Annotated in this window: 14 protein-coding genes, 1 pseudogene and 1 riboswitch; of the genes and pseudogenes, 10 read left to right on the forward strand and 5 right to left on the reverse strand. The window is 64.7% G+C overall.

Translation table 11 applies throughout. The annotated features are described in order from the left end of the window. Window positions 1–9: 9 nt before the first annotated feature. From ASC87_RS00535 to ASC87_RS00555, 5 genes are all read right to left on the reverse strand, one after another. Window positions 10–2946, reverse strand: coding sequence for a ribonucleoside-diphosphate reductase subunit alpha (locus tag ASC87_RS00535; protein WP_255358863.1), 2937 nt, complete (start codon window positions 2944–2946; stop codon window positions 10–12). Continuing rightward, entirely contained in the window at window positions 2934–4070 is a 1137-nt protein-coding gene (locus ASC87_RS00540) for a ribonucleotide-diphosphate reductase subunit beta (RefSeq protein ID WP_056654984.1), read from the reverse strand. The genes ASC87_RS00535 and ASC87_RS00540 overlap by 13 nt, the downstream gene beginning before the upstream one ends. 377 nt (window positions 4071–4447) lie before the next feature. Continuing rightward, window positions 4448–5074, reverse strand: coding sequence for a hypothetical protein (locus tag ASC87_RS00545; RefSeq protein ID WP_056654987.1), 627 nt, complete (start codon window positions 5072–5074; stop codon window positions 4448–4450). A 65-nt stretch (window positions 5075–5139) separates the two neighbouring features. Beyond that, window positions 5140–5460 carry a hypothetical protein gene (locus ASC87_RS00550; protein WP_056654989.1) on the reverse strand — a complete coding sequence of 107 codons (321 nt, stop codon included), beginning with the start codon at window positions 5458–5460 and terminating at the stop codon, window positions 5140–5142. A 138-nt stretch (window positions 5461–5598) separates the two neighbouring features. Beyond that, window positions 5599–6234 (reverse strand): hypothetical protein, encoded by a 636-nt coding sequence (locus ASC87_RS00555; RefSeq protein ID WP_157603767.1) that lies wholly within the window; start codon window positions 6232–6234, stop codon window positions 5599–5601. Window positions 6235–6683: 449 nt separating this feature from the next. Between ASC87_RS00555 and ASC87_RS00560 the strand changes: the two genes are divergently transcribed. The 10 genes and pseudogenes from ASC87_RS00560 to ASC87_RS00595 all read left to right on the forward strand — a co-directional run bounded on the left by ASC87_RS00560 (window position 6684) and on the right by ASC87_RS00595 (window position 21098). Continuing rightward, window positions 6684–7457 carry an AcaB family transcriptional regulator gene (locus tag ASC87_RS00560; protein ID WP_056654991.1) on the forward strand — a complete coding sequence of 258 codons (774 nt, stop codon included), beginning with the start codon at window positions 6684–6686 and terminating at the stop codon, window positions 7455–7457. A 668-nt stretch (window positions 7458–8125) separates the two neighbouring features. Continuing rightward, a pseudogene (locus tag ASC87_RS33650) lies at window positions 8126–8368 on the forward strand (hypothetical protein); the annotation flags it as partial. A gap of 236 nt (window positions 8369–8604) precedes the next feature. Continuing rightward, window positions 8605–8692, forward strand: a riboswitch (cyclic di-GMP riboswitch). A gap of 104 nt (window positions 8693–8796) precedes the next feature. Further along, window positions 8797–9333, forward strand: a complete 537-nt coding sequence (locus tag ASC87_RS00565) for a DUF4402 domain-containing protein (RefSeq protein WP_082568262.1) — start codon at window positions 8797–8799, stop codon at window positions 9331–9333. A 98-nt stretch (window positions 9334–9431) separates the two neighbouring features. After that, window positions 9432–9902 (forward strand): DUF4402 domain-containing protein, encoded by a 471-nt coding sequence (locus ASC87_RS00570; RefSeq protein WP_162255108.1) that lies wholly within the window; start codon window positions 9432–9434, stop codon window positions 9900–9902. 29 nt (window positions 9903–9931) lie between these two features. Further along, the gene (locus ASC87_RS00575) at window positions 9932–10780 is read left to right on the forward strand and encodes a molecular chaperone (RefSeq protein WP_056654997.1); all 849 of its coding nucleotides are present in this window, start codon (window positions 9932–9934) and stop codon (window positions 10778–10780) included. A 33-nt stretch (window positions 10781–10813) separates the two neighbouring features. Continuing rightward, a complete protein-coding gene (locus ASC87_RS00580; protein WP_056654999.1) occupies window positions 10814–13516 on the forward strand; it encodes a carboxypeptidase-like regulatory domain-containing protein in 2703 nt (900 codons plus the stop codon). A 706-nt stretch (window positions 13517–14222) separates the two neighbouring features. Beyond that, window positions 14223–14333, forward strand: a complete 111-nt coding sequence (locus tag ASC87_RS32930) for a PEP-CTERM sorting domain-containing protein (RefSeq protein ID WP_235581989.1) — start codon at window positions 14223–14225, stop codon at window positions 14331–14333. A gap of 331 nt (window positions 14334–14664) precedes the next feature. After that, entirely contained in the window at window positions 14665–15564 is a 900-nt protein-coding gene (locus ASC87_RS00585; RefSeq protein WP_162255109.1) for a PEP-CTERM sorting domain-containing protein, read from the forward strand. 1224 nt (window positions 15565–16788) lie between these two features. Next, on the forward strand, window positions 16789–17394 hold the full coding sequence (locus ASC87_RS00590) for a response regulator (RefSeq protein ID WP_056655003.1): 606 nt from the start codon (window positions 16789–16791) through the stop codon (window positions 17392–17394). Between the two features lie 503 nt (window positions 17395–17897). Further along, on the forward strand, window positions 17898–21098 hold the full coding sequence (locus tag ASC87_RS00595; protein ID WP_162255110.1) for a CHASE domain-containing protein: 3201 nt from the start codon (window positions 17898–17900) through the stop codon (window positions 21096–21098). Window positions 21099–21101 lie beyond the last annotated feature (3 nt).

Below are 21101 nucleotides of genomic sequence, written 5' to 3' on the forward strand. Positions count from 1 at the left end.
CACCTCCTTTCATTGGCAGGATTCGCACTCGGGGTTGTCCAATGCGCACAAGGCCATCGGACGCGCCGTCGTCGCGAACGCTTCTTCGGTCGATGCGGCAGGCGTTCCCACGCTGACCGCGTTCAATGATCCGACCCGGCCCGTCGACTTCTCGGCCGACGTGGCTGCCAACGCACGCAGGTAGTACGTCGTCTTCAGCCCCTTCGTCCACGCGAGCTTGTAGGCCGCGTCCAGCGTAGCGCCGGACGGTGCGCGGAAGAACAGATTCACGCTTTGCGACTGGTCGATCCAGCGCTGGCGTGCCGAGGCGGCTTCGATCAGCCATCTCGCATCGATCTCGAACGCCGTGGCGTACAGGGCTTTCAACTCGGCAGGGACGCGATCGATCGACTGTACGCTGCCGTCGAAGTACTTCAGGTCGGCGACCATCACCTCGTCCCACAGTCCCAGCGCCTTCAGGTCGCGCACCAGGGACTCGTTCACCACCGTGAACTCGCCCGAGAGGTTCGACTTGACGTACAGGTTCTGGTAGGCGGGCTCGATGGTGGCGTTGATCCCCACGATGCTCGCGATCGTTGCCGTCGGCGCGATGGCCACGCAGTTCGAGTTGCGCATGCCCTGCAGGCAGATCCGCTTGCGCAGTGACTCCCAATCCAGCGTGGTTTCGCCGCCTTGATCGACATTGCCACCGCGCTCCGTGTGAAGCATCTCCACCGTGTCTGGTGGGAGGATGCCGAGGTTCCACAGCGACCGATCGTAGGTCTCATACCGGCCGCGCTCGGCCGCCAGGTCGCTCGACGCCTCGTAGGCGTAGTAGCACAGTGCCTCGGTCGCCGCGGACCCGAAGTGCACGGCTTCTTCGCTTGCGAAGGAGACCTGCAGCGCGTAGAGCGCGTCCTGCAGACCCATCATGCCCAGGCCCACCGGCCGATGAAGCATGTTCGAGCGCCGTGCCTTTTCCACTGCGTAGTGGTTCAGGTCAATCACGTTGTCGAGCATGCGCATGCCCGAGCGAACCGTGTGCCGAAGCAACTCGCGGTCCAGTGCTCCGCCGACCATGTGCGCCGCCAGGTTCACCGAGCCCAGGTTGCACACGGCAATCTCATCGTCCGACGTGTTGAGGGTGATCTCCGTGCACAGGTTGGAACTGTGCACCACGCCGACATGCTGCTGAGGGGAGCGCACATTGCATGCGTCCTTGAAGCAGATCCACGGATGCCCGGTCTCGAAGAGCATCGAGAGCATCTTGCGCCACAGAGCAACGGCCTGCACGGTCTTCGTGTGCTTGATGCGACCGTCGGCCGCCATCGCCTCATAGGCAACGTAGGCCTTCTCGAACGCCCGTCCATACTTGTCGTGCAGGTCGGGGACGTCTACGGGAGAGAACAGGGTCCACTCGCCGTTGGCTATGACACGCTTCATGAACAGGTCAGGCACCCAGTGCGCGGTGTTCATGTCGTGGGTGCGACGGCGATCATCGCCGGCATTCTTGCGAAGCTCCACGAACTCCTCGATGTCGAGGTGCCAGGTCTCCAGGTACGCGCAGACCGCGCCTTTCCTCTTGCCGCCTTGGTTGACCGCGACGGCGGTGTCGTTGACAACTTTCAGGAACGGGATCGTGCCTTGACTCTTTCCGTTGGTGCCTTTGATGCGAGAGCCGAGCGCGCGTACGCGCGTCCAGTCGTTGCCCATGCCCCCTGCGAACTTCTGAAGCAGCGCGTTGTCCTTGATGGATTCGTAGATCCCATCCAGATCGTCCGCGACAGTCGTCAGGTAGCAGCTCGACAACTGAGGCACCACGGTGCCGGCGTTGAACAGCGTCGGGGTCGAGTTCATGAACCGGAACGTCGACAGGGTATCGTAGAACTCAATCGCGCGACCGTTCCTGTCCGCTTCGTTCAGGGCGATGCCCATCGCGATGCGCATGAAAAACGATTGAGGCAGTTCGATGCAACGCTCGTCCACCTGCATGAAGTAGCGGTCGTACAGCACCTGCAGCCCCATGTACCGGAACTCGCGATCCCGCTCGGGCTGGATCGCGGCGCCCAGGCGCTTGAGATCAAACTCGGCGAGTCGCTTGTCCAGCCGTTCGGTGTCAATGCCCACGCTGATCATCTCGGCCAACTGGTGGGCATACACCATGGCCATCACCTCGTCGGTGACGCCCTCGCCCAGCACCTCGCGCCGGATCATCCGCAGGAACAACTGCGCGGTGACCCGATCGTAGGCCGGATCGCGCTCAATGAGCGAACTGGCAGCGAGCAGCAAGGCTTCGTCGACGACTCGTTCCGAAGTGACTTCTGCCGGCAGATCGCGCAGCGCTTGCAGCACGATGGCGTTCGCGTCGGCGCCGTCGATGCCCCGGCAGCTGTCGGCCACCAGTTCGGCGATGTCGTCGCGACCGATCCGGCGACGATTGTCGCCGTCGACCAGCACCACGGTGCGATCGGCGCTACTGGCTTCGGATTTCGCGGTTTCGCGCAGTTCGGCACGACGATGGCGGAAGAGCACATAGCCGCGGGCGACCTCGTGTTCGCCCGCTCGCATCAGGGCCAGTTCAACGTAGTCCTGGATGTCTTCGATGCGCACGGGGACTGTGGCATCGCGCCGGCGCGTGACCGCGCTGACTACCTCGTCGGTGAAGCGGTCGACCTTGGCGCGCTCGGACGCCGAGAGAGCGGCGCCGCCATGGCGACGCGGCAGGCCAGCGCCGTCTTTGAGGAAGGCGTTGGCGATTGCCGTGCGGATCTTGGCCGCATCAAACGGTACGACATTCCCTTCGCGCCGAATGACAGACAAGGCGGACAACTCGGAAGTTTTCATTTGCATGATTGACTCCATGGCTGAATCCGTTTGGGCGGCACCCCGAGGTGCTCTGAGGCCCGGGCGGACGTTGGGGGCGCGAGTCCCGCGGAGGGACTCGCAGGCTGTGTTCAGTCGTTCCACTGCAAAGCGCCGCCCGTTTGGTACTCAAAGGGCCTGCGCTCGAAGAAAGCGACTTCCTTCTTCAGGTCGAGCATTTCGCTCATCCAGGGGAAGGGGTTTTCTGCCGCGTCGTACAACTGCGGCAATCCGATCTGCGCTGCCCGCCGGTTGGCGATGAAGCACAGGTACTGCTTGAACATCCTTGCGTTCAGCCCCAGCACGCCACGCGGCATCGTGTCCTCGGCGTAGCGGGACTCGAGCGCGACGGCGCGATGGAACAGCTCGACAAGCTCGCACTGAAACGCCGCGGTCCAAAGGTGCGGGTTCTCGTGCTTGATCGTGTTGACGAGGTCGATGCCGAAGTTGCAGTGCATCGACTCGTCGCGCAGGATGTACTGGTACTGCTCGGCGGCGCCGATCATCTTGTTCTGCCGGCCCAGTGCGAGGATCTGCACAAAGCCGACGTAGAAGAAGAGGCCCTCCATCAAGCACGCGAAGACCACCAGGCTCTTGAGCAGCCGACGGTCGTTCTCCGGCGTGCCGGTCTTGAACGTCGGATCGGTCAATGCCTCGATGAACGGGATCAGGAAGTCGTCCTTCGCCCGAATGCTCGGCACCTCGCGATACGCGTTGAAGATCTCGGCTTCGTCCAGCCCGAGCGATTCCACGATGTACTGGTACGCGTGCGTGTGAATCGCTTCCTCGAAGGCCTGGCGCAGCAGGTACTGCCGGCATTCGGGGGCGGTGATGTGCCGGTAGGTCCCGAGCACGATGTTGTTGGCCGCCAGGCTGTCCGCGGTCACGAAGAATCCGAGGTTGCGTTTGACCAGAAGACGTTCGTCTTCGGTCAGCCCGCGCGGATCCTTCCACAGGGCGACGTCGCGACCCATGTTGATTTCCTGCGGCATCCAGTGGTTCGCGCAGGCGGCGACGTACTTGTCCCACGCCCACGTGTATTTCAGTGGTACCAGTTGGTTGACGTCAGATCGGCCGTTGATGACGGCCTTGTCTTCGATGCGCACACGGTGGCAGGCCGGCGCCTCCTCGTCCTCGAAATTCATCGGGGACAGGAGAGGGTCAGGCTTGGCCGGGCGTGCGGGTGAGAAAACGGAGGTCTTGTCGTTGAGGTTCATGAGGAACTCCATGAAAGGTGAACCCACGCGGCAAGGCTTGTCCGACGCCCATCGCGCATGGCGATGAACGGGGCGGACTTGCTCGACTGCTCGGGGTGGGCGGGAAGGGGGATGCGGCGCAGGATTGCGCCGAGGGATCCGCCCAGCGGCAGACCACCCAGGGCAGCGACCGTGACGGCAGCTGGCTCGGGTGACTTCGTGCTGCAGGGGCTGCAGCACTCGGATTCGTGGGCTTACTTTTCGCCGAAGGCGACAGGTTTGTCAGCTACCTGAGGGAAACCGTTCTTTCCGGAACATGCACGTGGCACGCTCTGGAAAGAACCACCCGGAGCGGTGGTTCTTGGATTCATCACGCTCCTGCTCCTGAAGTCGGCAAATCAACTTCATTGTTAGAGGTGGCGACCGCAGGGGCAGCAGTCCATGTAGATGCCGGTCAGGCTGCACTCGCCTTCTCCGGCTTCGTAGGGGACGAAGTCAGGATCGAAGCCACGTTTCCTGAGAGCCGCTTCTGTTTCCGCGCGCTCAGCTTCTGGTGCTCGATCGAGGATGGAGGCGTAAGCGGCCTGAACGCGTGTTTCGTAGAGTACGTCGGACTGCCCGCACCCGCGTGCCGCCTCGGTCTCGGCGTCTGCAATGAGGACGGCGAGTTTGGTTGCATGAGCCTTCGCGCGCGCCGTCGTCGCCGACGGCACGTGCGCCGGAGCCTTCACGCGCCAGATGGGCGATTCGACAAAGCCGCATCGGACGCGCCGACCGGTGTCTTCGAAGAGCCCCGTGGCGAGGAGCGGAGTCACAAAGGGCTCGTTCTCGGACCAGCTCTTGACGTTGAACTCGTCGGGAGCAAGCCGAGCGCCAGACGGCACCAGGTTGGTCGAGAACACCAGCGCGTCCAGGGGATCTTCTTCGCTGACCAGTTCGATGGAAATGGCGCCACCGGACAGGTAGCGGCCAACGAGGATGCGAGCGGGCCAGAACGGGGTGTTGACCTGGCCGATGGGTTGATTGAGTGTGCTCATGTTGAGCCTTCCGTGATTCGGATGAGCGGCCGTGAACGCAAGCGTTGCGGCCCCTCGAAGTTGATTCAGGCGCTTTGGTGGAGCGCCGCGGTGTAGAGCAGGCCGCACGCGAGTGCGTTGCCCAGGGTGTGGCGAACCAGGTCGGGCGCGGTCGAATGCATCGGCGTTGCTGCGCACGAGTCATCGTCGACTCGCTGGATCTGGTAGCCGGCGGTATCGAGCGTCACGTGGTAGGCGGGACGATCGGCACCGAGGACGACGAACTCGCGACCAGGTTCACCGGTCAGGATCTCGCGTTCCTTCACGAGCCAGTCGAGGTCGGTGAGGGTGCGCACCGGCGCGAGCTTCGTCAACTCGGTGGCGCGGATGCCATGGGTCTGGGCCATGAAAGTTCTCCTCTTCAGTTGAGCACGTGGCAACGGAACACTGGGGACGCGACGTGATCCATGCCACGGGGAACATCGCCGGACGATCGCGGTCAGTGCCCGTGCTGGGCTGATCGGTGATTGGTCCATGGTTGCCCTTCAGCACGCCAAGAGCGCTGAGGGATCACCGAAGAGGTCGGCCTGATGAGCTTCCTCGCGCGCCTTGATTTGCTCGTTGATCCATTGCGGGTTCTTCGAGAGCTGCTTTGCAACCCAATCGGGCTGTTGCCGCACCAGTGCCTGGACCCAGTCGGGATACTTGGCAAGGGTGGCGCGAAGCCACTTGCGTGCGTTCGTCCGCAGCCATTCGCGAACCTCTTCGACCTTCACCGCGCCGAGGTAGGGCGTTGGTGAGAGCGGGCTGGTGCCGACAACGCGAAGACAACTCGCGAAGGAGAACGGCCGGCCGTCGAGCACCGGGTCCGTCAGGGCCCAGGCCAGCGTGTCGAGCTTCTCTTCAAGGGGCGTTTCGGGATCAGCGAGCCGCCGCAGTTCGCGCAGCAGACCCCAGTGGAGCAGGACGATGTCCTCCTCGGTCCAGTCGATCGCATCGTCGGGATCGGCTGTGGCCGAGCTGCCGTCGATGAACTTGCGGACCGCTTGCTGCGTGTGCGGGGGGAGGTCGTTCAGCTGCACCGTCCGGTGCGCCTGTTCGACCCTCTCGAAGTCGGCCGCGAAGAAGGCCTTCGATAGCGGGTCCGGCGCGGGCCGGGTTGCTTGGTGGATCGTGGGCATTGCAGCCTCCTTCAGGAAGGCGCGGGCAAAGCCATGCCCCGGTGGGGCATTGCCCCGCGCAGGGTTTCGATGTTGTCGGGTGGGCCCGACCTCTTGGGCTGGTTTGTGACGCGGCCGCGTGACCGCGAACGGACTGGCCTACCAGCTACCAGTCAGAAAACCTTTCGGCGCGCACCGATGCTGAGAGCGCTTCGAAAGGTCGACCGGAGGGAGTCAAGGAGGATGTGCCCGAAGTGGGCGGCGCGAACGCGCTCGATTCCTGTGCTTGCCGAGAGATTTGGTGCAGGGCCAGCTGCTGCACTTGCCGCAAAGGTAGCGTGAGCCAAGTCGGGTGTCAACGGTCGCGGCGCAGGTGGGCTGCGACCCCTTATGGAGGCGGAATTTCCGTTGGATCGCGACGCGCCGCGCGATGAGCATGGTCAGGACGGTGCAACCCACTGGAGAACCGAATGACCGCCAACGCCCTTGCGCTGATGGACAAAGGGGAGGCCAACCGGCGGATCCTCTCGAAGGACGAATATCGGGCCGACTTCCGTCGCGTCGAGGCCGCCTCCCTCAAGCGCAGGACGATGTTGAAGAGCGCCGAAGGAAAACGCATCTTCGCCAGGTGCTTCTATTCGTTCCAGGCCAGCGTGTACTTCACCTCGACCCTGGGCCGGACCAAGCTTCCCCATGAGAGCGTGGAGAAGATCGAGCAGGCCATTCGCGAGCGATTGGAAGCGGCGACCAAGGACCTGAACCAGGCGATCGACGGTGCCGAACTGCTGTTCAAGCAGCACGGCATCGACACCGCCGCGACCTACGACACGGTGCCGCTGGAGGCCGAGATCGGGATCACCTCGGCGCTCGGCCGCCGGTACTTCGAGCTGATCCACAAGATGGACCAGCTGATGCCGCTGCTGCAGACCCTCGAGATCGAAGAGGTCATCACCGAAAGACAGGTCGAGCACCAGAGGTCGAAGAGCAAGCGAGTGGTCCTGGCGATGGCCTCGACCGCCAGGAATCTCGCTGCAGGCATCCGCCGGCGAATGAACGAGCTCGATGCGAAGAAGGTGGGCGGCGAATCACGAAAGGAGGCCGCGACTGCAACTGCCGCGCTGGCTCCAGTCGCCGATCCGGCGGCCAATGAATCCAGCGGTGTCAATGACACGGTGTCGCACGATGCCTTGAGCCTTGTGCCTGCGGCAACGGAGGATCAAGCGTCCGCGTTCGGGGGCGAGTGACTCGGCGGTCCCTCGGCAAGGTTGCCGGGAGGAGGGCGGAATGGCAGAGCAATTGCCCTCGACGCATTCGGCGTAGGTGCGCTGCAGGAGCGGGTCGTGCGAGTAGGCCTTGACGCTGGCGCACTTGGCGTTGTCGATGTTTTGTGCCCAGGCGCGTCATGCGCCCAAGCGGCCTGAGCAGTGCGCTGGCGATGGTGAGTCACCGGCCACCGGGCTCAAAATTCTCAGAGCGATCGCAGCCACATCAGGTCTTGGTCTCGCGCCATCCGACGCGAGTCGGGGATACCGCCGAAGTCGTCGGAGGCATGCATGCCGCGAGCGCCGCCTGCTTGGTTCGCATGGTGATCTCAGCGTAATGATTGGTCTCTCCAGACCGACATGGCAAAGCCAGCCGCGGATCACGTTGGCCTCGACTCCGGCCTCCAGTAGTCGGACCGCGATCGTTTGCCGAAACACATGCGGTGAGATCGTCTTGCCCTGTTAATGCACGTCGCTTCGAACGAGATTTTTCGTATGTCGCCTGACGAGCTTGTAGATGCCAAAGCGCGTCAGTGGCTGGCGCCGGCCCGAGACGAAGAGTGCCGCCTGTGCGCCGCCACCGTCTCAGGCCAGATGGGGTAGCCCCGCCATTTGTCACCATTGCCATGTAGGCGCACGCGCAGAGGTCGTGGTGGCAGGCCGAAGCCGGTGGCGCGCTGCTTGGCCGGAATCTGCTCGACACCGAGGACTTGGTGGTCGACGAAGTACCCACGCCGCAGAAGCAGGACCGTCGAAGTCGGTTCAGCTTCTTTCGCTCGAAGCAGCATGGCGTCGTGGCCCGAACTCGATGGTGCGAACGGGACAGCGCGATGGTGTACCTGGGCCTTTGGCACACGCACAACGACTGGGCCAGAACCCGGCCGACCGCATAGCCTTCAGAGGTGCCGTCGACACTCAACGAGTCGTAGTCGACCCCAAGGACCGAATCAGTTGGTGTCGGGTGAGCCTTGCACGGGGAGCTTGGGCGAAGAGAAAGGGGGGGTTGAACCTCCTATTCTCCAAGCGGCGATCGAACGGCCGACATATGCTCTTCCACGTGCCCACCGAACATCACGGCACGCGGCACGTCACGGCAAATCACGGAGGTTAATAGCGGAGCAAGGCTCTGCACTGAAAAGGGCGAACCCGACCGAAAGGCGGGGGTGCAAAGTCACCGGTCTAAGGGGCATCGGCTCTATGACAACGGGATTGCCAGGGCACGCCTTCCCGAATTCAGAACGGGAGATCCAGGCGCTGGCGAAGACGCGGCAACGGGCCACCATGGCTGCAGTGCCAACATCAATCGCAAATAGGACTTCCCATGAACATCAATCAATTCTTTCAATCCCGTGCCCGCTCGCTGGGCGTCGCCACCGCTTGCGCACTCGCTATCGGTGCGAGCGTCCATACCGGCGTTGCCCAGGCGGCGAGCGCTAACTCCAATGCAAGTGCCACGGTGGTCGCACCGATCGCCATCTCCAACACTGCGGGCCTGGTCTTCGGCAAGTTCTCCGCCGGCTCGGGCGGAACGGTCGTGATGAGCACCGCCAGCGTGCGATCCAAGTCGGGCGGCGTCGTCCTCCTGACCGGGACCGCCGGCAGCGCAGCTGCCTTCGACGTGACCGGCGACGCGGCCGCGACCTACGCGATCACGCTGCCCGGCTCCGCTACCGTGACGCATACCGACACGTTGACGACAATGAGCCTCGGCACCTTCGTCAGCAACCCGTCGGCAACCGGCACGCTGTCGGGCGGTGGAGCGCAAACCGTCAACGTCGGAGCCACATTGACGGTCGCCAATGCCCAGCTTGCAGGCAGCTATTCCGGCACCTACTCGGTCAGCGTCGAGTACAACTGATCGGGCGGCCCCGTCGACGCCGGCGGGGCCGTTTCGGGCCCTGTGGGAAAGCGCAGCACTGAGTACTATCATGGCGTTGTCGCATGCATGAGGCGATCATGAAGCAGTCATCATGGACTTGGCGGTGGCCGGCCCTGCTGTTGTCGGTGTGCGTCCCGCTGGCCGCGGCAGCGCCCATCACGATCAGCAACACCGAACCGCTTGTCTTCGGCAAGTTCGCCGCCGGTACCGGCGGCTCGGTGCTCGTCGGCACCACCGGCGCTCGCAGCGCGACCGGCGGCGTCGTTCTGCTGTCCTCCGGCTCCGGCGCGGCGGCACGTTTCAATGTGTCGGGCGACGCCAACCTGACCTACGCGCTCACTTTGCCGGCCAACGGCACGGCGAGCCTGTCCAACGGCAGCGGGCAAAGCATGTCGCTCAGCGACTTCACCAGCAACCCGGCATCGGCCGGGCTGCTCGGCGCGCTGGGCCAGCAGGCCCTGTCGGTGGGAGCACGCCTGAACGTCGGTGCCGGGCAGCCCAGCGGCAGCTACAGCGGCAGTTTCATCGTCTATGTCGACTACAACTGATACGCTCGCGCCATAACCCCGAAATACCCATGACCGATCACTCGATTCCGTGGCGCTGCGCCCTGCCGGTCCTGGGCTGGTTGATGGCATTGCTGCCGTTCCATGCGGCCGCCGCTGATCTGATGCTGCATCCGACGCGCATCGTGTTCGACAAGAACCAACGCGCTGCGCAGGTGGAGCTCGTGAACAGCGGCAGCCGCACGCTGACCTACCGAATCTCGCTCGTCAACCGCCGGATGAACGAAACCGGTGACTTCTCCGACGCCGCTCCGCCGCTGCCCGGCGAGCAGTTCGCCGTCAAGATGCTGCGCTATTCGCCGCGCCAGGTGGTGCTCGCACCGGGAGATTCGCAGACCGTGCGCATTCAGGTGCGCAAGCCGGCCGACCTCGAGCCGGGCGAGTACCGGTCCCACTTGCTGTTCGCCGAGGTCGCCGAGACTGCTCCGGCAGCGGGAAACGCCGCTGCGCCGAGCGGCGCCGGCGAAGGCTTGGAGATCAAGCTGACGCCGCTGCTGGGCGCATCGATCCCCGTCATCGTGCGGCATGGCCAGACCGCGGCGACCGCCGCGTTGTCCGAACTGAGTGTCGAGGCGGCTGCAGCGGATCGGCCGCCGGTCCTTGCCTTCGACCTGCGCCGCGAAGGCAACCGGTCGCTTTACGGCGATCTGGTGGTGACGCTGACGCCGCCCGGCGGCAGCGAACAGCCGCTGGTTCGCGTCAACGGTGTGGCCGTGTACGTGCCGAATCCGCTGCGGCGCGTGCGCATGGCGCTGCCGCCTTCGGCGGCTGGGGCTGGCGGGACGCTGCGGGTCGTCTTCCAGGAGCGCCCCGACGACGGCGGCAAGCCGCTCGCCGAAGCGCGGCTGCCGCTGCGCTGAAGGCCCTCGAACGCGGATCCGCGCCAAGCACGCATGTTCGGAGTGCGCAACGGCGTCCGCCATGCCCTGACGGGCCGCATAGGCAAACGAATCCTGGCGTGCCTGCAGGCTTGCGCGCTGTGCCTCGCCGCGCCGCTGAATACGGGGTGGGCGCAGTCGGCGCCGTTGCCGGCCGGCGAGGCCGATCTTCTGCTGCTGGAGGTGCGCCTCGACCGGCACGTGCTCAGCGGCGGCCTCGGCGCTTACCAGTCCGGCCGACACGTGTTGTTGCCGCTCGGCGAACTCTCGCGGCTGTTGACCCTCGCAATCCGCACCGATCCTGAGCGTGCCCAGGCCAGCGGCTTCGTGCTGGAGGAGCAACGCAGTTTCCATCTGGATGCCGCCAACGCGGTGGTCACGTTCGACGGCGGGCAGAGCTGGTTCGCGCCGCATCTGGTCCAGGTGCGCGACGACGACATCTATGTGGCAAGCGAGCTGCTGGCCCGCTGGTTGCCGATCGACATCGAGGTCGACTTCTCTGCGCTGGCGCTCAACGTGCGACCGCGTGAGCCGCTGCCGCTGCAGCGCCGGCTCGAGCGAGAACGCCGCGGCGAGCGAGCCGGACCGGCGCAGCCCGAAATCGAGCGCGGCTACCCGCGCACAGAGGTGCCGTACCGGCTGTGGGACACGCCGGTGGTCGACCTGACGCTCGGTGCCGACGCGCTGCACAGCCACGGCGACACCAGCACGAACGGCCATTTCGCGGCCTTCCTGACCGGCGACTTGCTGGGATTGCAATCGACGGCCTACGTGGCCGGAACGACGCAGCGGCCGACGGCGCAGGACATCGCCTCGAACTTCCGCATCACGCTGGGGCGCGACGATCCGGACGCCGGCCTGCTCGGGCCGCTGCGCGCGCGTTCGTTCGCCCTCGGTAGCGTCACCATTCCGGCGCTGGCCCACGTCGCCCACACGAGTCCGCTGGGCAACGGGATCAGCGTCAGCAACGCACCGTTGACGCAGTCGCTCAGCTTCGGGCGGCATGCCTTGCGCGGCGACCTTCCGCCAGGCTGGGATGTCGAGCTGTACGTCAACGAGGCCCTGGTCGGCTACCAGCGGTCCCGTTCGGACGGCCGCTATGCCTTCGATGACGTGCCGCTGATCTACGGGCCGAACGATTTTCGGCTGGTGTTCCACGGTCCCCAGGGCCAGACACGCGTCGAGCGACAGACCTTGCTGCGCGAACAGTCGCTGCCGGCACCCGGCCAGTTCCACTACCGCCTGGCGGCACACGAGGACCGGCGTGACGAGCACCGCGCCATGGCGCAGTTCGACTGGGGGCTGACACGCCGGATGTCGATGACCGCGGGGCTAATCAGCCTGCCCCTGGACGGCGTGCAGCGACGCTATGTCAATGCGGGCCTGCGGGCGCAGTGGCAACCGTTCTTCGTCACCGGCGACGTGGTCCGCTCGGAGTCCGGCTCGCTGGGGGAGGTGGCGCTGCAAACCCAGCTCGCCGGCCTGCGGCTCGGCTTGAGCCGTGCCGGCTTGACGAAGGGTTTCGCCAGCGAGGAGTACCTGCCGGCCGCCAACGGAATCAGGTGGCGCGACAGTGCGCGGCTCGACTGGGTGGTTCCGGTCCACCCCGCGCTGAGGCTGCCGGTCACGCTCGAAGCGACGCGCGAGCAGCTTCGCTCGGGTGCACCGAATGTGCAGGCCGCGCTGCGCGTCTCGGGCGCCTGGCACCGCGTTTTCGTGACGCAGCAGATGCGCTGGCAACGTCAGGACGGGATCGACACGAGCACCGGCGCGACGCAGCTCAGCAGCCGCATCGGCTCGCTCGGGCTGCGCGGCGGGATCAGCTACGCGCTCACTGGAGGCAGTTCGATCAGCGAGGGGTCGGCGGCGATCGAACAGCGCGTGGCGGAAGGCGCGCTGCTGACCGCGTCGGTCGCCCGCAGCATGGACTTGGACGAGACCCGCTACAGCGTCGGATTCACGAAAGGACTGGCCGCTTACGGACTGCGCGTCGAGGCCGGCGGGTCCAGCCGGGGCAATACCAGCCTCGGGGTGCAGCTTCTAGTCGCGATGGCGCGCGAGCCGCGCGAGGGCGTCTGGCGCTTCGACGCGCTGCCGATGGCCGACACGGGCGGTGTGTCGGCCCGCGTCTTCCTCGACCGCAACCTCAACGGCGTCGAAGACGAGGGCGATCAGCCGCTGCCGGGTGTCGGCTTCCTCGTGGACGGTGCTAGGCACCCGGCGCGCACCAATGCACAGGGCACTGCCTACCTGTACCGCCTGCCGACACGGCAGCATGTCGACGTCGCGGTCGACACCACGTCGCTGGAGGACACCCAGTGGGCGGCCCGGCCGAAGGGCGTGCGTCTGGTGCCACGCCCCGGGAAGGGCCACACGCTCGACTTCGCGGTCATCATCACCGGCGAGATCGACGGCACGGTCTTCCGGGTCGACGGCCGGCACAAGCGCGGCACCGGCGGCATCGAGCTGGAACTCCTGGATGCGCAGCGCAGCGTCGTCGCCCGTGCGACCACTGCGTCGGACGGGTTCTACATCGTCGAGGCCGTTCCACCGGGCACCTATCGTCTGCGCATTCCGCGGCCGCAACTTCAGGCGCAGGGCCTGATCGATACCGGCATTCGCATTGTCACGGTGTCGCCGGAAGGAGACTTCGTCAACGGCGTCGACTTCGATTTGATCGGCGACTGGGAGAGACCGAACGTGCCCGCTGAGCGCTGAGCACATTTCCCATCCGACCGATAAGCAATTCCCCTTAGCGCCGCCGTTTCGTACTCCGCATCCATCGCAGGTTCTTTTGCTCGTATGGCCGAGTTTGATTTCTCCAGCCCATTCATCATCGGCTTCGACTCCTCGTCTTCCCGATGCGAGCCGTCGGCTGATACCGCCGCCGACGGTCAAGTTGGAGATCTCCCGATTCCCGTGCAAGGAGCGATCAGGTGGGAACGGCCCAGACTCGCGGGGGAGGGCGTTGGTCGAGCCGCGACTTGCGTTCACGGAGCGAGAGATCGCTTCGGGTCAGGCGCTGCCTTTGACACCATCCTCTCGAATGCGCTCAGCCTTGGCAATCAAGCGGCTCACGCGAGAGACGGAAAGGTTGGTCTCCAAGGCCTACTGGCTCATGCCGAGCCGGCTCTCGGTGTAGGCCCGCAGCAGCGCGTCCTCAACGGAGCTGCTTGTGGTGAGCCGCTGGCGAAGGATCGTTGGAGCTCCGCGTTGTGGTGTCGGGATCTCCTTGGGCCCACACCGTGCGCTGCGGCCACCAGGTCTGCGTAGAGCCGCGCGGCCTGGTGTGTGGTCTGCGAGGGTCCCTGCGTCCCTGCACAACAAATTTGACGCCCAAGGCGGACCTCGGCCCATCGAATTGCCTGCTCACGCTCACGCTCAGGCGCTGCGCGGTACTTTCAACGCAGGCAGCTACGTTGCGGTGTCCGCGCCGGTCCCGGAGCCGGAGACGTGGCTCTTGTTGCTGGCCGGTGCGGGCATCGTGGGCTTCACCGCGCGCAAGCGGCAGCAACCGGCATTCGGCCGTTCGTGAATCGCGTGTGCCCTCCGAGATGCACCTGCACGCAGGTCATCTTGCGAGGACCCGTAGCGCACCCGCCAACTCACCGATGGCTCGACCGCCAGCCGCTCGACGCTGGCGGTCTGCATCGCCATCACAGTCACGCATGCGAGCACCGGTCGCTGCCGCGCGCGCAGGCCGCGCGTGCCGCTGTCATCGTCAACTTCAATGAGATTCGGCCGCATGCGCTGCGCCTGAAGGGTGACCCCGCGAATGGGGTGCGACAAAACGATACCCCATGCCTACTATTTCGCTGGATCTTAGGCACAAGGGCCGCAAAGCACGGCCCCAAGGGAGAGTCATCTTGAACAAGCTTACGCAAATTGCGCTGGCCTCGGTGGTCTGCTGCTTCACGAGCCTGGCCCAGGCCGACACGACCTACTCGGCGAGCTTCGCGTTGCAAGGTTGGCTACCGGCGCTGCGGACGGGCAGCCCTGAATGGGACGGACCTCACTCGCTGCCAGGGGAATGGCGGGACGGCGGCCAGGGCTATGCCACCGTCAACGCTCGCGACCTGCTGTCGACCACAATCAACCAGACCACTGGGGAACTGGAAAAAGCTTGGGGGCTGCCGAATCATGCATTCATGCACCACGCTGGCGGCCCAGCGCTCACGATGGGTGACAACGAAGCACACATCGCCGGGGGCACCACGAATGAACGGTCGCACACCTCCGCCAACGCGTCGGTCGGCCAGACGGCACTGAACGCCGGGGTCACGCTGACCGACCGGTACGCAGAAGCGGAAGCGCGTGCCACCTGGTCGCGAAGCTTCTCACTTGACGCCCATTCGTCCTTCACGTTCAGCGGCCTGGCCACGGTGGCCATCAACGGTGATTCGAATCCCCCGGCCTTGGCCACTACCTTCAACAGCGATGATTTTTCGTTCGCATCGCTGACGCTGGGCGATCTGAGCAATCTGTTCGGCCGCGTAAGTACCACGATTGCCGCCGAAATCTGGAACATCGGGGGCCTGAGCAACATCTTCAGCTACAGCGTGGGCCCCGGGGGCCTGCTGGCCCTGACGATGACCAACAACAGCGACTCGGTGCTGTACGGCGGCCTCTCTGCGAGCAGCTACGTCGCGGTGTCCGCACCGATACCGGAACCGGAGACGTGGCTGTTGCTACTCGCCGGTGCGGGCACCATAGGCTTCACTGCGCGCAAGCACCAACGGGCAGTGGCCCTCCCCGCGGCCGCCTGACCCGCACGTTGGCGGCATCCCGGCGGGCTGTTCGCCCTCGCCGCGACCGTTCGTGAGTACCAGTGCAACTTGTTCTCACTGAGACCGATCCCAGCCGATGAATTTCAACGGATTGCTGTCCGTCAGCAGAAGCACGGCCGTTGGCATTCGGTTCGCGCTTGTCCTCCGCCCGCCCGGCAGGAACTCAATGGGCTCCCCGCTCAGCGGCTCACCTCGCACAGCGCCGCCCATGGCACGACTTCTTCCATCGGCGCCAGGAACGTATCGCGCCTTTTCGGCTTGCTCGCGGTACTGCTCTCCGGCGGCAGCATTCGCGCTACCGCCCGGCCCTTGAATGCCTGTCTGTATCGAGCCAACTCGTTGTCTCTGCCCCCCGGGTTCATGGTTCTATCGGGGCGACAAGTATTGTGACGCGGGGGTGGTGCCGCCGGCACCACGCTCGTAGCAGTCGAACTCAGCCTCTACGCGAACGGATCGATTTAGGGCAACGCCGAACAAGTTCAGATGTGGCGCGGGGTTTGCCTGCGCCGCAGCAGCAGATGCAGGCAGATGAACATGAAGCAGCAGACCCTCGCGATGGCGGCCGATCAAGCTCGAGGACATGAGCATCACCGGAGGTGGCGTCGCGTGAGATTGGAGTCGGCGTGGACACGCTGGAGCGGTGGCGCTCGGAGTCGTCGTCCAAGCCGGCGAAGGAGCGGATCTGCGAAGCTTGTGCACGTGCCAGGTTCTCCGACCACGCCGGGTCATCCGGGAGTCTCAACCTCCCACCTCCTCTTGGGCGAGTCGGGTGCGTCCGGACGCAGCGTGGGCTCCGTAGGGCATCAGGCACGACGCAGACAGCGGATCATGGGAGGCGCACGTGATCGAAACGTCGATATCCCCTCGCGTAGCCTCGACGCCCATGAGTGCGCATTGACCAGGCGCTCTCGGCGTTGATTGACTTGGCCGTCGTTCAGCGCGTCGCCCTGGTGACCCCTCGCAGCCGACATCTACGACGGCAACTGAACGGATCACCGCACTGGCCTGTACCTCCGTGAGCAGATGGTCCGCCTCACCCGCACCGGCACCCGTTCCTTGCGCCACTGCGCTCGCGCTCGATGTGCGAAGTCCGCCCCACACTGAAAGCGCTCAGTCTCTCGTGAATTCAGGCACGATCATTGATTGTGCCTAATGTGACATACGTGCCTATGATGTCAACTGAAAAACCTGAAATGCAACCCAATGACCGAGACCTTCACAACCCGCGAAGCCGCACGAAGGTGCGGGGTCAACTTTCGCACCGTCATTCGCTGGGCAGAGCGAGGTGAACTGCAGGCCTATCGGCTGCCGGGTCGCGGTGACTACCGGGTGCCCGTAGAGGAACTTCGCAGGTTCATGCGAGAACACGGCATACCGGAACCCGATGAGATGCCGGGCAGCCCGAAGAGAGTTCTGGTGGTCGACGATGAGCCGGCGGTGGCACGGACGATCAAGCGCGTGCTCGCCCGCGCGGGGTTCGAGACGGCGATTGCCGGCGACGGTCTCCTCGCGGGCTCGCTCCTGCATACGTTCAAGCCGCACCTGATGACGCTGGACCTTCGCATGCCGGGCATTGATGGCCTCGGTGTGTTGCGATTCCTGCGCGAGACACCTCTTCCCACTCCCTTGAAGGTTCTTGTCGTCTCTGGTGATAGCGAAGAGCACGTCAAGCAGGCGTTGGCGCTTGGGGCCCACGGTGCCCTTTGCAAGCCTTTCGACAACGAAGAGTTGCTGGCCGCAGCGCGCGAACTGCTGGGTGAAGCCAAGGCGCCGACGGGCGCAACGCGCCCGCGAGCGAGTTCCGGATAAGACCTGCATTCAAGGCAAGCAATAACAGCTACGCGCGTAGTACAGCGCCAAGTTGACAGTGGCGATCGGCTGACGCCGTGCTCCGATTTCAGCCACGCATCCCCTTTTTGAAAGATCCATCACATGAAGTTCACTACACGAGATCTTGGTGGGCAGTGCAGGCGCCCGAAACCTTCGCCAGCGAAGAGCTGCTGGACGCAGTCGCACAGATCTCGGGCGAGGGTCCGAGATGCGGACGAATTGACAAAAATGGAGCGTTGAAATGACTGCCGGGCCAATGGAAGTCGAACTTGCGCGCGACTTCGCTTCGAACCGCCGGGCCGTCATTCCAGCACTCCCACCGGCGCTCAGCCTGAGGCTGAGCCGATTCATTCTGGATTCAATCGAGGCAGAAAATGCCACATGACGTTCGCACATTGCTCCACGCCTTCCAAGGCCGGCTTGTGACCTGGAGTCTGAGGCTGCCGGGGCGCTCTACCCGCAAGCGTGTGCTGCCGGCGGCAATGCTCCACACCATCGGATGGCCATTGCTGACCCTTGGGCTGCTGCTCGCTGCCACGGCATGGATGTGGCGCATCGCGGCGTCGGACGTCCGTCAAATTGCCCGCGATCGATTCAACTTCAAGGTCGCCGAAGCCCGTTTCGCCATCGAGCAACGCCTGTTGGCATACGAGCAGGTCCAACGAGGCGGGATTGCGTTGTTCGCAGCCAGCAGCGTGGTCACGCGTGACGAATGGCGGGCCTATGTGCGCCAGCTCAATCTCGAGAAGAACTATCCTGGCATTCAGGCGATGGCGTTCTCTCGGCGGTTGCTTCCGGTCGATCTGAATGGATTCATTCAGCGCACGCGTTCCGAGGGACTCCCGGAGTACGCCATTCAGCCGCCCGGTGAGCGCGCGGAGTACGTGCCCGTAACCTACATCGAGCCCTTGGATTGGCGCAACCGCCGAGCTTTGGGCTTCGATCTGTTCTCGGAGCCGACACGGCGCGAAGCGCTGCTTCGCTCCCGAGACATGGCTTTGCCGTCCGCGACAGGCAAGATCAAACTGGCGCAAGAAACGAACGAAGGAGCGCAGAGCGGGTTTCTCATCTGCATGCCCGTCTTTCCAGGTGGGATTGTGCCCCCGACCACCGAGGGCCGGCGTGCCGCGCTCTACGGCCAGGCCTGCTCGGTGTTCCGCATGAATGACCTCATGGGGGGCATTCTCGGGTCGGAGAAGCTGCCCAACATCCAACTGCAAGTTTTCGACGGCACTGAACTTACCGCCGACGGGCTGATGTACGACAGCCAGCAGAGGGCGTCGGCACCGTCGCCCGAGTCAGGGGCCTTCGCGACAGACCAGGCATTCGAGTTCAATGGGCGCGTATGGACCCTGCGCTTCAACACACTGCCGGCGTTCGACGCGACCATTGACATACAGAAGCCCCGCCTGATCCTGGCCAGCGGGCTCCTGGTGAGCGTGCTGATGGCTGCAGTGGTGTGGTCGCTGTCGCTGAACCGTCGCCGCGCACGCGCGCTGGCCGACGCCAACCATGGCCTGCAGGCGGAGATCGCCGAGCGCACCAAGCTCGAAGCGCTGCTCAATCAGGCGAAGAACGCCGCCGAAGCGGCAAACCGGGCGAAGAGCGACTTCCTCACCAACGTGAGCCACGAATTGCGCACGCCCCTCACGCTCATCCTGGCGCCCCTGGGGCAGTTGCTCGGCTCGGAGCAATGGGTCGCGGGCGGGAGGGTTCAACTCGAGCGCGCACACCGCAACGCCCTGCTGCTGCTCAACCGCGTCAACGACATCCTCGACTTTTCCAAGTCCGAAGCGGGCAAGTTCGAGTTGCATTGGGAGGTCGTCGACTTGGCTGCGCTGGTCTCCGAATTGGCCGGGGATGCGGCCGTCGTCGCCGGAGGCACGTCCTGCTCGCTGACGTGGCACGTGGACCCCGCTCTGGAGAGGATCTGTCTGGACCGACGGCACTTCGAGAAGATCGTCCTCAATTTCGTGAGCAACGCGCTCAAGTTCACCCCCGTCGGCGGCTGGATCCGTGTCGAGGCGGTGCCCGTCAGCGACGATTGTTTCGAATTCGCCGTCACGGATTCGGGCCATGGCATCCCGGCCGACAAACAGCCGCTGCTGTTTGGACGCTTCCAGCAAATCGACAACTCCGCCACGCGGCAGTACGGCGGTACCGGCATCGGCCTCGCCCTGGTGAAGGGGCTGGCGGAGTCAATGGGGGGCAGTGTGGGCGTGTACAGCGAGTCCGGACGCGGCGCACGTTTCTGGGTACGTTTGCCGCGCGGCGTGGACCGGCTCGCGAACCTTGGCGCCGACACCAGCGTGATCGCCGGGCAGGCGCGCTGCGCCACCGATGCCATGCTGCAGCACGCTCGTTGGCGCAGCGACAGTCCAAATCTATGCCCGCCAACCGCCAGCACCGGTGCGCCCTCCGCACCACGCGCGCTTTTGCCTAAAGTACTGGTAGCCGATGACAACCTGGACATGCGCAACTATCTGGCGGAGTTGCTCGAGCCGGAGTGCGATGTGCTGACTGCCGCCGATGGCGAGCAAGCCTGGGCGTTGCTGCAACAGCACTCGGTGGATGTCGTCATCTCGGACGTGATGATGCCGGCGTTGGACGGCCTGGCCCTCACCACCCGCATCAAGGCGAGCGCCAGCCTCAGTCATGTGTCCGTGATCCTGGCGACCGCCCGCGGCGGCAACGAGGCGAGCGTTGCAGGGCTGGAGGCGGGTGCCGACGACTACATCGCCAAGCCCTTCTCGCCGGCGGAACTGCGTGCGCGCGTACGCGCCGCGTTGCGCATGAGTCGGACGCAGGCTCAGTTGCGCGCACAGTCGTACGAATCGGGCATGGCAATGATCGCCACGGGCATCCTTCACAACGTCGGCAATATTCTCTCGGGGATCACCGTTTCCTCGACTCTCATCCACGACCAGCTGCGCCAGTTCCCGTTGAGCAAGCTGCGCCAGGTTGCCCAACTCATGCAAGAGCATGCGCAGGGCCCATCTTCCGGTGTCAGCGAGGACCGGGTGCGGGCGCTGCCAGCGTTCGTCTCAAGCTTAAGCGAGCACCTGGAGGCGGGGCAACAGACACTGGTGAAAGAAGCGGAGGCTCTCAGGGCTTGCGTGAAGCACGCGAGCGAGGTGATCGCCACCCAGCAGGGGCTGGCCCGACCTGACGCTCAGTTGCGCGAGCTCGTGTCCGCTCGCGGCCTGATCGAATCCGCACTCACGTTCAGCCGGACCGCCTTCGCGGTGCGCGGCATCGCGCTGCATCAGGCCTACGCGTTCATGGGATCCGTGCGCGTGGACCGGCATAAGACGCTGCAGATTCTGTCGAACCTGCTGAACAACGCCGAGTACGCGCTTCGCGCTTCGCGCCACGTCGACAAGCAGATCTGGCTCAGCACAACCCTCGTAGAGGGGCGCGTGCACCTGACGGTCAGGGACAATGGCGATGGCATCGACTCGCAACATCTGCCGCGGTTGTTCAACCACGGCTTCACGACAAAACCGGACGGGCACGGCTTCGGCCTGCATCTAAGCGCCAATTGGGCTCAGGAGTTGGGCGGCGCATTGACCTGTTCGAGCGACGGGCTTGGCCATGGCGCCAGCTTCACGCTGGCATTGCCTTTGCCATTGGAAAGTGCGCCTGACACGGTCGTCAGGATCGCGGAAACGGCATCAAGTTGAGCC

The organism is Rhizobacter sp. Root1221, from assembly GCF_001425785.1.
In the GTDB taxonomy this organism is placed as follows: domain Bacteria; phylum Pseudomonadota; class Gammaproteobacteria; order Burkholderiales; family Burkholderiaceae_C; genus Rhizobacter.

What these genes read in the sequence shown, in the direction of transcription:
- ASC87_RS00540 (WP_056654984.1), bottom strand. Translation starts at nt 4,070, where the DNA reads ATGGAGTTCCTCATGAACCTCAACGACAAGACCTCCGTTTTCTCACCC.
- ASC87_RS00545 (WP_056654987.1), bottom strand. Translation starts at nt 5,074, where the DNA reads ATGAGCACACTCAATCAACCCATCGGCCAGGTCAACACCCCGTTCTGG.
- ASC87_RS00550 (WP_056654989.1), bottom strand. Translation starts at nt 5,460, where the DNA reads ATGGCCCAGACCCATGGCATCCGCGCCACCGAGTTGACGAAGCTCGCG.
- ASC87_RS00555 (WP_157603767.1), bottom strand. Translation starts at nt 6,234, where the DNA reads ATGCCCACGATCCACCAAGCAACCCGGCCCGCGCCGGACCCGCTATCG.
- ASC87_RS00560 (WP_056654991.1), top strand. Translation starts at nt 6,684, where the DNA reads ATGACCGCCAACGCCCTTGCGCTGATGGACAAAGGGGAGGCCAACCGG.
- ASC87_RS00565 (WP_082568262.1), top strand. Translation starts at nt 8,797, where the DNA reads ATGAACATCAATCAATTCTTTCAATCCCGTGCCCGCTCGCTGGGCGTC.
- ASC87_RS00570 (WP_162255108.1), top strand. Translation starts at nt 9,432, where the DNA reads ATGAAGCAGTCATCATGGACTTGGCGGTGGCCGGCCCTGCTGTTGTCG.
- ASC87_RS00575 (WP_056654997.1), top strand. Translation starts at nt 9,932, where the DNA reads ATGACCGATCACTCGATTCCGTGGCGCTGCGCCCTGCCGGTCCTGGGC.
- ASC87_RS00580 (WP_056654999.1), top strand. Translation starts at nt 10,814, where the DNA reads ATGTTCGGAGTGCGCAACGGCGTCCGCCATGCCCTGACGGGCCGCATA.
- ASC87_RS00590 (WP_056655003.1), top strand. Translation starts at nt 16,789, where the DNA reads ATGACCGAGACCTTCACAACCCGCGAAGCCGCACGAAGGTGCGGGGTC.
- ASC87_RS00595 (WP_162255110.1), top strand. Translation starts at nt 17,898, where the DNA reads ATGCTCCACACCATCGGATGGCCATTGCTGACCCTTGGGCTGCTGCTC.